The sequence below is a fragment of the Plantibacter sp. MMLR14_011 genome (assembly GCF_001865025.1).
GTDB classification, from domain to species: domain Bacteria; phylum Actinomycetota; class Actinomycetes; order Actinomycetales; family Microbacteriaceae; genus Plantibacter; species Plantibacter flavus_A.
The window spans coordinates 144,821-156,966 of record NZ_MJGW01000094.1; the positions used below are offsets into that span (position 1 = coordinate 144,821).

Annotated in this window: 8 protein-coding genes; all 8 read right to left on the minus strand. The window is 66.7% G+C overall.

Annotation, left to right across the window (positions count from 1 at the left end):
• Nucleotides 1-39: 39 nt before the first annotated feature.
• The 8 genes from BIU99_RS18615 to BIU99_RS18650 all read right to left on the minus strand — a co-directional run bounded on the left by BIU99_RS18615 (nucleotide 40) and on the right by BIU99_RS18650 (nucleotide 11,942).
• Nucleotides 40-2,241, minus strand: a complete 2,202-nt coding sequence (locus tag BIU99_RS18615) for a hypothetical protein (RefSeq protein ID WP_064295199.1) — start codon at nucleotides 2,239-2,241, stop codon at nucleotides 40-42.
• Complete coding sequence (locus BIU99_RS18620) at nucleotides 2,238-2,714, minus strand: hypothetical protein (protein WP_139205508.1); 477 nt, start codon at nucleotides 2,712-2,714, stop codon at nucleotides 2,238-2,240. Before BIU99_RS18620 ends, BIU99_RS18615 begins: the two co-directional genes overlap by 4 nt.
• A gap of 91 nt (nucleotides 2,715-2,805) precedes the next feature.
• The gene (locus tag BIU99_RS18625; RefSeq protein WP_071262505.1) at nucleotides 2,806-4,431 is read right to left on the minus strand and encodes a glycosyltransferase; all 1,626 of its coding nucleotides are present in this window, start codon (nucleotides 4,429-4,431) and stop codon (nucleotides 2,806-2,808) included.
• Entirely contained in the window at nucleotides 4,428-4,853 is a 426-nt protein-coding gene (locus BIU99_RS18630) for a hypothetical protein (protein WP_139205509.1), read from the minus strand. Before BIU99_RS18630 ends, BIU99_RS18625 begins: the two co-directional genes overlap by 4 nt.
• A 43-nt stretch (nucleotides 4,854-4,896) precedes the next feature.
• On the minus strand, nucleotides 4,897-7,416 hold the full coding sequence (locus BIU99_RS18635; RefSeq protein ID WP_071262506.1) for a glycosyltransferase: 2,520 nt from the start codon (nucleotides 7,414-7,416) through the stop codon (nucleotides 4,897-4,899).
• A gap of 90 nt (nucleotides 7,417-7,506) precedes the next feature.
• Nucleotides 7,507-8,250 carry an ABC transporter ATP-binding protein gene (locus BIU99_RS18640; RefSeq protein WP_229939008.1) on the minus strand — a complete coding sequence of 248 codons (744 nt, stop codon included), beginning with the start codon at nucleotides 8,248-8,250 and terminating at the stop codon, nucleotides 7,507-7,509.
• A complete protein-coding gene (locus tag BIU99_RS18645; RefSeq protein WP_064295194.1) occupies nucleotides 8,247-9,083 on the minus strand; it encodes an ABC transporter permease in 837 nt (278 codons plus the stop codon). Before BIU99_RS18645 ends, BIU99_RS18640 begins: the two co-directional genes overlap by 4 nt.
• 39 nt (nucleotides 9,084-9,122) lie before the next feature.
• Complete coding sequence (locus BIU99_RS18650; RefSeq protein WP_071262507.1) at nucleotides 9,123-11,942, minus strand: hypothetical protein; 2,820 nt, start codon at nucleotides 11,940-11,942, stop codon at nucleotides 9,123-9,125.
• Between the last annotated feature and the right edge of the window lie 204 nt (nucleotides 11,943-12,146).

A 12,146-nucleotide genomic window follows, 5' to 3' on the forward strand; every position in this document is an offset into this window, starting at 1 on the left:
CTGGAGAGTGTCGGCGCCTTCGTCGTCGCATCGGCGTGGTCAGTTCACGCGGACCGTGGTGCAACCGAAGAGCACGTTCTTGCCGGTGTTGAACACCGCGGTCCCGATCCCGTAGCCACAGACCTTGTAATCACCAGCGGCCGTCACCGGTATGGACTCGCTGAGCCCGTGCGCACCGCCGTAGGCGGGATAGATCCGTGCAATGTCCGAACGCACCTTGTCAGCCTGGAACGCGTACCCCTTCACCGTCCCGTCGGGCGCCGTGACATAGACGTGCATCTGGATCGGCGTCTTCGGAAGCTGTGCGTCGACCGTCCACCCGGAGACGGACAGCGAGGCGTTCCCGGCCGTCGTCGAACCGGACACCTGGGCTCCGTCGAACGACCCGACCGGGTAACTCGTCCCCACGGTCACGGTGCGGCACCCGATCGTGGAGTTCATCCCGACGCTGAGCGGCGACACCGCGATGCCGTAGGCGCACACCTGGTAGTCGCCGGGAGCCGTGACGGGGAAGGACTCGGAGAAACCATGCGGTCCGGTGGCCCCGTAGACACGATTCACGTCATCACGCTGGCCGCCGGACCCGCGCACATAGCCGGAGCGCTTCCCGGTCGGATCGGTGATGTAGACGTGTACCGGGATCGCTGTTCCGAGTGCGCCACGATCAAGCGTCCATCCACCCACGTTGATCGACGCGCCTGTGGCTGACTGACTGACGTCGACGAGATCCAAGCTGCCGGCCGGGAAGTCCTTCACGAGGTCGACCGCCACACAGCCGAGCTCCGTGTTCACTCCGACGTTCTGCCAGAACTTGGCGATGCTGTAAGCACAGACCTCATACCGCCCGCCTGCAGACACCGGGAAGCTCTGGCTGAACCCGTGGGCAGCGCCCGCCCCAGGGTACACGTTGGCGACATCGGGGCGTGATGCGGACGCCGTCATGGCGGTTCCCGGACGTTGCCCGTCGGGTTGCCTCACGTAGATGTGCACGTCGTTCGAAACCGACTTGGCGTCAGGATCCATCGCCCACCCCGCGACGTAGAGCGCCGTCGTCGAACCGCTTCCGGTAACCCGGACCGCGTCGAGTGAACCGATCGGCGCATCCTGCGGCACGCTCACCGACTTGCATCCGAGCAACCGGTTGGCGCTCAAACCGATCCCGTATACGCAAGCGGTGTAGGTCCCCCCACGGGTGACGGTGATGTTGGTGCTGTAGCCGTGGGCCTCACCGGCGCCCGGGTACGCGCGCGCGACATCCGGTCTGGACTTGTTCGCCTGCATGACCGACCCTTTGGTCGAGCCGTCAGGGTAGGTCAAGTACACATGCGCCTCAAGCGATGCGGAGGTGCGGTTGAGGTCCAGGGTCCAGCCCGACAGGGAGATGGTCGCATCATTCGCCCCGACGTTGACGCTCAACGCGTCGTAGGCGCCTGCAGGGTTCAACACCCCGTTGGTCGGTCCGAACCAGTCGGTGTAGATGCGGAAGAAGTTCCGGTTGCCGTACGCACTGCAGCCGTCGCCCGTGCCGTAGAGGTTCGCGAGCGCCGCGGCGTTCGGCTGGTACGGCGTGTAGTTGTACAACCCTGCGGTCGCGGCGTTCTCGATGAAGACGTTGCTGGACCCGCACGAGGCGGTCGGCGAGAACCGGACGGCGTTGACGCGCCCGGGAACATGGTTCCACCGGGTCGGGTTCGCCTGGTAGTTCTTGAACTGCAGTGCGGCCGCGTACACCTGGTTGAAGAACCCGTAGTAGGTCGTGTCACAGTCGGCTGTGTCCGGGCAGCCGTAACCGGTTGCACTGCGGTACTGCCGATCGCTCGGCCAGGTGTCGGTGATCAGTCCCTGTTCCTTCTCGATGAGGACGATCATGGCCTTCTGGCTGATCCCGCAGGCCGCTCCCACCTTGGAGATGATGCTCGCCGCCGATTCCCGACCGGAACCCGCATAGGCGGCACAGCGACCGGAGACAGCGGCCCGGGAAGGAGTCGCCTGAGCGTAGTCCTTGAGGCAGGTGTAACCGGCACGACAGCTCGGCACAGCTCGATTCAGGAAGTCCTGGACCGCAGGCGCGCTCATGGCGCCGCCATCGTAGAAGAGCTGGTCGCTGATGATCGAACCGGCTCGGAAGTCGGACCCGTTGGCGGCCTCGGCGCTCGGGGCGACGGCCGGTGCGACCGTCAACACGCCGACGAGGAGCGCGAAGACCGTCGCGATGACGATGAGTGGGCTGCGGCGCGTCATGGTACCTCCACCGTCAGCGGCTCAGAGGTGAGCGCTCCGGTCTTGTCCGATTGGTAGGAGAGGACGGCCGTCCACGTCCCGCTGGTGAAGTCGCTGATCTGGGTTTGAACGGTGCCGCACGAGGTGGTCTTCGAGTCGGCGAGTCCCTCGCTGGTGACGACCACGTCCGGGCCCGAGCCGGAGAACGTGAACGTGCAGGTCCCGCCGTTCTCGATGACGCCGGCGATGTAGCCGGATGCCGAGACCGTCGTTCCGTCGGGGTCGACACCGGCGAACACCATGACCGCGTCGAGCGGGATCGGTTCCGGATCCTCCGTTTTGAAGGTGGGTTCGACGCCTGGAAGCAGGGTCTGGCTCGGGGTCGGGCTTGCGCTCGACTCGGCCGGATCACCGCCGAAGCAGCCGGTCAGACCGACGCCGACGAGCAGAGCCGTCACCACGCAGGCCGCTGGGCGTATGCGCCACTCGGTCATCAGTCCTCCTCGGCACGCCGGATGTGCCCCTTTCAGGGTACCGGGTTCGAAACAGCTGTCGATGACCTGAATGTCGGCGCGTCGATGGTGCTCAGGCCGAATCGGGCGTCCACGAGCGCGATCGCGAACGTCGGGAAGCGTACGGGTGGTAGGCGTCGTCCGGGTGTTCGGGAAGGTACGGGTCACGGTAGATCACGCCCCAGCGAGCACGTACCGTCCTCAGTTCCCACTCGTGCACGATCGCGATCCGGGTCTTCGACTCGTAGTGGTAGAGGTGCACCCGAGCGAGATACAGGATACGAAGTCCCAGGGAGCGCACTTTCAGGGACAGGTCGACGTCGTTGAAGTTCAACGGCAGCGACTCAGTGACGCCGCCGACGCGAGCGTAGGTGTCGCGGCGCAGCGCGGCGCACGCGGCGGTCACGCCCGAAACCTCGCGGTCGATCTTGAGAGCGGCGTGCGGCGCCGAATCACCGAAGCGGTAGGCGGTGAGCGGATGCGAGAACCCTCGATTCGCGTAACGGTGACCGGCGTGCTGGATGAGCCCGTCCTCGTACACGAGCTGCGCGCCGGTCATTCCGACGTCCGCTTGGAGCAACGGTGCGACCAGCTCGACCAGGAAGTCGTCCGAGATGACCTCGACGTCATCGTTGAGCAGGACGATCATCTCGCCGCGGCTCTCGACGAACCCGACGTTGCACTTCTCCCCGTAGTTGAACGGCCGGTCGAACGGCACCAGGGTGAGCCGATCGCCGCCGATCTCGCGCAGGAGGTCGAGGACGGTCGCCGGCGTCGTCAGGTCGTAGACCACGACGATCTCGAGATCGACGTCTCCGGCATGCTCGAGCACGGACCGGACGGCACCGATGACGAACACGCGCTCGACGTCGTCGATGACTCCCGAACTGCCGCGCGTGGGGATGATCACGCTGACCGAGGTCGCCGGGTCCAGCGCGCGGCGGACGCGAGCGGTGTTCGGCCAGTCACCACGCTCGGCGGTCGCGTCGATACCGACCCGTTGGAGATGCGCATCGACCGCACGGACACCCGCATCCCAGGTGTATGGTTTCGCCCCGCTCGACGAGGCGGTCGACTCAGGAAGGGCCCTCCAGTGGTACAGGACCTCGGGGATGTGGTGCACCACCCGTGCGCGTTCGGTGACCTTCAGCGCGAGGTCGTGGTCCTGCGATCCGTCGTAGGTGCTGTCGAATCCACCGACCGCTCGGACGAGGTCAAGACGCATGACCGACAGGTGCCCGAGGTACATGTGCGAGCGGAGCCGCTCGGGCGACCAGTCCGGCTTCTTGAAGACGTCGTAGTGGTACCCGTCGAGGTCCACCTTGTCCTCGTCGGTGTACACGTAATCGATCCGATCGTCCGCGGCGATCGCCTGCGCGACCTGCGCGAGCGCCCCGTGGCCGAGGAGGTCGTCGTGGTCGAGCAGGACCAGGAACCGCCCGGTCGCCGCGGCGACGCCGTCGTTCGATGCAGCGGAGATTCCGCCGTTCGATTCACGGGTGACGACGACGATCCGGTCGTCCTCCGCCGCGAAGCCGCGAAGTGCCTCGAGGACCCGGGGATCCGGCGAGACGTCGTCGACGAGGATGAACTCCCAGTCGCGGAACGCCTGCCGCCGGACCGATTCGACCATCTGCCGCAGCATGTCGATCGGAGGATTGTAGACCGGGGTGACGACGCTGAACAGTGGAGCGGTCACGAGCGGCGCACCACCGAGCGGATGCCACTGATGGGCTTGATGACGGCGGAGCCCAGCTTCCAGGTGGTCGACGCCAGGATCTGGTCGACCTCGGTACGGGTCCGCTCGTCGCGCAGTTCGAGCGCGAGACGGTGGTCTCGCAGCAGCTTGTGCACCTCGTGCACGAGCCCCTCGCGTTCGTCCTCGAGCTGGTCCACCCGCGCGAAGGCGACGGCGAGCTCGGTCTCGGCGAACCGATCGACCTCAGCACGCAGGGTGTCGCGCTCCGCCGCCAGACCGACGAGGCGGTCGGCGTCGAGCAGCACGCGATGTTGGAGCGCCTTGACCTGCGCCACGAGCTCCTCAGTGCTCCGCCCAGCGGGCTGCACCCACAGGGCGCCGTCGTCCGCGGTCCCCGCCTCGTGTTCCGTCTCGTCAACCATGTCCATGCAACCTTCCTGAGCGACGCCGTCACGACGCCGATATCTACACGTTGTCGGCGTCGCGCTTACGTTGCTGACGCGCGGCGAACCGCTCGACGACGACCTTCGGGCCGCCGTTCTTGAGGTAGTACGCCACCCGGTCGACGTCACGCCGCATGCCGGTGCGCCGCGGCGGCGTCTGCTGCTGACGCGAGGACGACAGGACGACCGGTTTCGCACCGGCCTCGGCGGGGGCCTTGTCCGCGGCGAGCCGGGGGTTCCGGACGAACTCGACGAGCGGGGCGAGCGCGCTCGACCAGACGAACCGCTCGCGGACGAGCTGCACGTTCGCCCTCGCCGCCTCGCGGGACGCATCGTCGAAGAGCACGTGCTCGATCGCGTCCATGAGCGCGCGCTGGTCGCGCTCCGGAACGGAAACGCCCAGTGTCTCCTCGCGGACGAGGTCACCGAACGAGTCGCCCTCGGTCGTCACGATCGGCAGTCCGGCCCACAGGTAGTCGAGGATGCGGGTGCGGAAGGAGAACGTGGTCTCGACGTGCTGGAAGTGGGTCGAGATCCCGAGGTCCGCCTCGAGGAGGTAGTTGTGGCGGTCGTCGTATGCGACCCACGAGTCATTGAAGAACACGTGGGTCCCCGTGAGGCCCAGTTCGTCGCTCAGCGCACGGGCTGCCACCACAGCGGGCATCTCGGGGACGGAGGGGTTCGGGTGCTTCGTACCCATGAAGAACAACCGCAGGTCCGGGTGCTGCTTGGCGAGCTCGCCGACCGCACGGATCACGATTCCCGGGTCGAACCAGTCGTAGATGCCGCCACCCCAGATGATGACCTTGTCGTCGACACCGATGCCCGGGACGACACCGCGCAATGCGGGACGGGTGTGCTCGGGACGGCCGGCCGGAATGCCGAACGGAGCGATCGCGATGAGGGTCTCGAGGTCCTCGTCGCGCGTGTAGGTGTAGGGGTTGATCCGGCCGAGCGCGGCCATCTGGCCGAGCCAGAAGTGTCGCTGGCGCTCGCTCGCGCACAGGAAGAAGTCTCCGCGGGCCAGCTGGTGGTTGAGCACGTCGGTGGCGTCGGAGACCTGATCGCCCCAGGTGACGAGGTTGTCGCTCTTGCCCTGCTCGAGCTGTTCGAGGTGGAGCGGGTCGTACACGTCGATGACGAGCACCTTGGTCGTCGTCTCGAGCGCCGGGAACAGTGCGAGTGCGTGCCCCTGCAGGATGATGACGTCGGCCCACTTCTCGTGCGGCTTCATGCTCGCGGGCCGGTGGTGCGACACGACGTCGAGCTCGAACCGCTCGCTCTCGATCGAGACGCCGGTCATGCTCACGAGGCGCACGTCGTGCTCGTCGGCGAGCGTGTCGGCCATGTTCCAAGCACGGATCGCCGGACCGGCCATCTTGGCACCGATCGGATCGCCGGTGATGATCAGCACGCGGCGTCGAAGCGGCTCGTCGAGGACGTTCAGTGATGAGACGATCTTGTCGTACCCCTCGAGATAGCTCTCGATCGGATATGCGGGCTCGTCGATGTTGCCGAGCAGGAGCCGCAGCTGGCGATCGGACCGGGTACGGGTCGCCTGCACCAGCTCGCGGTCCTTCGCGAGTTCCGGGAGGTTCTCCACAACCTGGTCGATGGCGTTGACGCCGGCGAGGAGCTGCTTCGAGAGCATCGATGCCGGACTGCCGTCGTCGTCCTTCGACTTGCGCAGATCGAGCGCCGTGGTGTCGAGCTTCGCCCGACCCGTGGCGCGACGCGTCGCCAGCAGCACCGCCGCGGCGAACGAGCGGCTGAGGGCCTCGTCGTCGAGGTTCTTGTAGAGCGTGTAGAGGGCGTTGCGCTCGAGCAGGTAGGTCTCGAAGTAGTTGCCGAACTTCTCCATCGACGCGTGGTGCTTGTGGAACGCCAGCGATTTCGGCTGGAACCGGAACCGGTAGCCGAGGAGGTTCAAGCGCCAGCCGAGGTCGACGTCCTCGTAGAACATGAAGTAGCGGTCGTCGAACCCTCCGAGCTGCTCGAAGAGCTCGGCCCGGACGAACATCGCCGCGCCGGTGCCGAACAGGACGTCCTTCTCGACGCTCCATTCGGGTCGGTCGTGTTCACCGGCGTGCGGTTTGTACCCCATGCCGTACCACGTGAGCGCCGAGCCGACATAGTCGACGCGTTCACCTTCCCAGTCGAGCACCTTGCTCGCGACGGCGCCGATGTCCTTGCTCTCGGCGAAGGTGTCCATCGCCGCGTTGATCCACTGGTCGTCGGGGCGTGCATCGTTGTTGAGGAAGGCGACGAATTCACCGCTCGACTTCGAGACGCCGAGGTTGCAACCACCGGTGAAGCCGCCGTTGACCTTGGAGGGCACGATCGTTGCGAGGTCCCCCAGGGTGGCGAGCTGCTCGAGGCTGTCGTCGCCGGAGCCGTTCTCGACCACGATGATCTCGAGGCGGTCCTGCGGGAAGTCGATTTCGCGGAGCGTCCGCACGCACTGGATCGTGTCCGCGGATCCGCGGTAGTTCACCAGGATGACGGATACGACGCCCGGACGTCTCTTACGTGTGTTCTTCACTCTTGCTCCTCGACATATCCTGTCCTCGACAGACCTGCCGAGTGTATCGTTCCGCACCTGAGCGGCGGTTCGGACCGCCGCTCGCTCCACTCAGCCGGCGTTCTCACCGAGGCTGTTGAGGTAGGCGGCGATCGTCGGAGCGGCCTCACCGCTCTCCACGAGTTCGCCGTGCCGCAACCAGGCCGCGTGATCGCACATCTGCTGCACCGTGTCCATCGAGTGGCTCACCAGGATCACCGTCTTGCCCTGCTGCTTGTACTCGACGAACTTCTGACGGCACTTCTCTTGGAACTCCGCGTCACCGACCGCGAGAACCTCATCGACGACGAGGACGTCGGGGTCGACGTTGATCGCGACGGAGAAGCCCAGACGCACGTACATGCCGGACGAGTAGTTCTTCACCGGCTGGTCGATGAACTGCTCGACGCCGGAGAAGTCGATGATCGTGTCGAGTTTGCGCTCGATCTCCTTCCGCGACATCCCGAGGATCGACCCGTTCAGGAAGATGTTGTCCCGCCCGGAGAGTTCCGGGTGGAATCCCGAGCCGACCTCGAGCAGCGCGGCGAGCTTGCCGCGCGCGGTGATCGACCCCTGCTCGGGATAGTAGATCTTGGCGAGGCACTTGAGCAGCGTCGACTTGCCCGAGCCGTTCGACCCGATGAGACCGAAGGTCGATCCTTCAGGCACCTCGAACCCGACGTTCTTGAGGGCCCAGAAGTCCTCGTGGACGGAACGACGTCGGCGCATGATGGCCGACTTGATGCTCTGGTTGCGCTCGTGGTAGAGCCGGAACTTCTTGCTGACGTCGTCCACGACGACTGCTGCGGTGCTCACAGGGCCTCCGCCAATCTCTTCTCGTGCCGGCGGAAGACGAGCAGGCCCACGGTGAAGGACACGAGCGCCCAGGCGGCGATGGTGAGCAGGTCGGCGGGGTCGGGGAACCGGTTGTCGTAAAGGAGGTTCCGGAACACGGCCACGAAGTGCTCGAGCGGGTTGATGCGGTAGATGTCGATGATCGTGATCGGCGTCCCGAACAGCGGGCCGTACTTGTCGGACTGCGCTTGCACGAGCGAGATCGGGTAGATGATCGGCGTCGCGTACATCCAGATCTGCATGATGATGCCCATGAAGTACTGCGTGTCGCGGAAGTAGACGTTGGCGATGGACAGCATCAGTGCGAGGCCCGCGGCGAAGATCGCCAGGAGGACCATGGTGAGCACGACGAGCGGCAGCCACGGCAGGACGAACGCACCGAGCAGGCTCAGCGCGATGCAGAGCACGGCCATCTCGAACAACCAGTTGAAGCCGATGGCACCGACCGCGGAGATCGGGAGCACGATGCGCGAGAAGTACACCTTCTGGATCAGTCCGGTGTTCGCGATGAGCGAGCCCATGCCGGTGTTCACCACGTTCGAGAAGAACATCCAGGGCAGGAGCCCGCAGAGGAGCCAGAGCGCGAAGATGTGCAGCCCACTCGGGTCGCCCGTCTGCAGCGGAACCTGGAAGATGAACGAGAACACGAAGGTGTAGATGAGCATCTGCGCCAGCGGGTTCGCCAAGGACCACAGCTGGCCGAAGATGGTTCGCTTGTACTGGCCGCGGATGTCGCGGAGGGTGAGGTTCGCGAGGAGCTCGCGGGATCCGAGGATCTCCTTGACGTAGCTCATCGCACCCCGGGGGTCGGGCGTGAAGACATGCTGACCAATCTAACCTAGAAGTCCTGGGTCACCACTCAGGAGCGATCGCCGGCGGCGGCGGACGAGGAACGCGTCCACGACGACGAGGACCACGACGACGAGCGACGACGCCGCGGTCACCCCCAGACCGACTTGCTGCCCGGGGACCGTGTACTGCAGGACGACACGGTGCTCGCCGGTCGGGACCGCGATGGCCGCGCCGGCATGCTCGGCCGGCAGCAGCTCGACGGGCTTCCCGTCAACCGTCGCCGCCCAGCCCGGTCGGCGAAGCGAGTCCGCGACCACGACCCAGCCTGCTCCATCGGCGACCACCTCGACCTCCATGCGACTGGTGTCGCTGGGAAGGACCGTGACCGCGGCGGTCGAGGCCGCTCGGTCGCTCGCGACCTCCCGAGCATCCTCCGGACGCTCCAGCAGGACGGCCGTGCTCGGAAGGGAGCCGTCCGCCATCGTCGCCACCTGCTCGGCAGGGTCAGTCTCCGTCATGGCGGTCGACGCCCATCTGATCCGATCGAGTGCCGTCGTCCGTTCATAGACGGTGGCGTCGCCCGTGTGCGCGACGCGGAGCCCGTCGTCGGCGGGACGGACGAGCGAGATCCCCAATCGACCGGAGGGATCGGCTGCGACCGGAGCCGGAATGCCGATGCCGTCGAACCGCAGCTCTGCCACCCAGGCTCGGTCGGCTGGAATGTCCTCGCCTTCCACCGCGACCGACTGGTCGGCGGTCAGCGCGGGAAACCAGGTCGACGTCGTCGCGATCCGTTCATCGGTCACCGCGTCGCGGATGTCGAGGGTGACGGTCACTCCGTCGGGGTCGTCCTGCCCCACGACGCTGTCCGGCAACGCGAACACGACGCCTCGCACCGGGCCGGACTGCACCGCGGAACGGACTCGGTCCCCGTCGGCGACCTGCACCCGGCCGGTGCGGTCGATCGTGCCTTCCGGTTGGCCGAGTACCGTGGCCTCCGGATTGTCGACGACGTATTTGACGGCGAGCCGGTCCAGGATCGGTGAGCGGATCGAGGTCGCGAGATCCCCGGAACGCAGAGCGGAGTACGTCCGGCTGAAGAACGCGTCCGGCTCGACCGCCTCCAGGAGATCCTGCCACTCGGTCGTGTGGAACGCGTGCCCGCCGACGGAGCGGAGCCGGTCGATCGTGTTCGTCCCCGGGAGCATCGTCTGGTCTACGGACGCGTACCGGCTCTCCCCGAGTCCGCGCTCCAGGAACCGGTGTGTCGCCGTGGTCGGGTAGACCGTCTCCGGGGGCGACTGCGGCCACCACTCGTTCGCGACCACGATCGCCGGCACGACGAGCATGACCGGGAGGATGCAGCCCGCCAGAATGCCGACACGTCGACCACCGACCCAGGCGGCGACGACGATGAGGACGGCGAAGGCTGCGAAGGCTCCGACCACGCCGATGTGCTCGCGCATCGCGGGGATGACGTCGGCGGGCAGCGTCCAGAGCGTGTCGCGAACGGTGAACGCCGCGACGCACCCGATGGCGATCACGACGACGAGCGCCAGGATCCGCCACCAGAGATGACGTCTCGTCCGAGCGCGCCGCAGGAGACGCACCTCCGCTCGCAGCGAGGTCGGATCGATCACCGCGGCGAAGCCGACCGCCGCGAGCAGCGCCAGGAAGAACCCGACGAGGACCCGCAGCCGCGCGATCGGGTTGTTGGAGAAGACCGGAAGCTCCTGGAACGCCGCGAGGATCGGACCGCCCACGAAGGTGAGGACGACACTGAGCGCGAGCGCGACGACGACGAAGGTCAAACTCGGGCGGAGTCGCCGGCTCCGGGGGACGATGAGACCGGCGGCGGCGACCAGGGCCAGTGCTCCGACGCCGATGTAGGACAAGCGCTCGATCGGATTCCCGGCTCCCCAGGTGAGCCCGGCGTCGACATCTCCGACAACCTCCGGTACGAGGAGCGACGCGAGGTCGCCCCAGTGCAGTGACGCGCCGGACGTTGCCGCGCGGGCAGACAGATCGAGGACACTCGACGCGTTCACCGCGAACGGGACGAGCTGCCAAGCGGAGAGACCGACACCGAGCACGACACCGGCGGCACCGGTGCCGACTGCTGACAGCACCCCCTGCCATCGCCGCCGGACGACGATCGACCTCACGAGCAGGTAGGCGCCTCCCGCATAGAGCGCGTAGCCGGCGACCGCCGGGAAGCCACCGAGGAGGAGCGAGGCGACCACGAGCCCGAGGATGGCCACGTCGACCGGTCGGGGACGGATCGCAATGCGGTCGAGCGCCCAGAACAACAACGGCAGCAGGGCCGCCACACGGGTCTGCGGCCAGTTCGTCCAGGAGATCATGAATCCGGACGACGCGAAGATGAGGCTCGCGACCGCCCAGCTCGCGTTCGGCAGCCTCCAGCGCCGCAGGAGCAAGGACATGCCGAGGGTGATGACGACGATCTCGAGGAGCTTCACGTAGCCGGGTGCGGCGCTCACCGGGAGGAACCACCACGGCAGCGACAGCGGGGAGTACACGCCCGAGTTCGGCAGGCCGGCAAGCTCGGCACCACCCGCCGCGTACGGATTCCACGCCGCGAACGAGCCCTCCCGTGCGGCCTCGACGATCAAGGCGGTCTGCGGTACCACGGTGTCGATGGTGTCGCCGATGAAGCGGTTCGTCGGATCCTGCGGCAACCCGATCGACGACTGCCACGGGGCGAAGGAGACCAGCAGGTCGGTGCCGAGGAAACTCGTGACACCGACGAGCGCGGGCCCGATCGTGCACACGACGAAGGCCACCAGTGCAGCCCACGCGATCACGGACACCGCCGACGACCCGAGACTCGGGCCGAGCATCGAGGGAGTCCGAGGCGCGGACACGCCGTCGCGAGGTCGCGATCGTTGCACGGCACTCCTCGGGCTCGTCAGGGTCAAAGCCCCCAGTATGCCTCAACCCTCGTGCTGCAACCGGTGACCGCATGACCCGACGGACCTGCTCGGGTCGGCTCCGAGCAGCGACCCGACGGATCCGACGGTACTCTGGGACCGGTCGTATCGCCT

What these genes read in the sequence shown, in the direction of transcription:
- BIU99_RS18615 (WP_064295199.1), bottom strand. Translation starts at nt 2,241, where the DNA reads ATGACGCGCCGCAGCCCACTCATCGTCATCGCGACGGTCTTCGCGCTC.
- BIU99_RS18645 (WP_064295194.1), bottom strand. Translation starts at nt 9,083, where the DNA reads ATGAGCTACGTCAAGGAGATCCTCGGATCCCGCGAGCTCCTCGCGAAC.
- BIU99_RS18620 (WP_139205508.1), bottom strand. Translation starts at nt 2,714, where the DNA reads ATGACCGAGTGGCGCATACGCCCAGCGGCCTGCGTGGTGACGGCTCTG.
- BIU99_RS18650 (WP_071262507.1), bottom strand. Translation starts at nt 11,942, where the DNA reads ATGCTCGGCCCGAGTCTCGGGTCGTCGGCGGTGTCCGTGATCGCGTGG.
- BIU99_RS18630 (WP_139205509.1), bottom strand. Translation starts at nt 4,853, where the DNA reads ATGGTTGACGAGACGGAACACGAGGCGGGGACCGCGGACGACGGCGCC.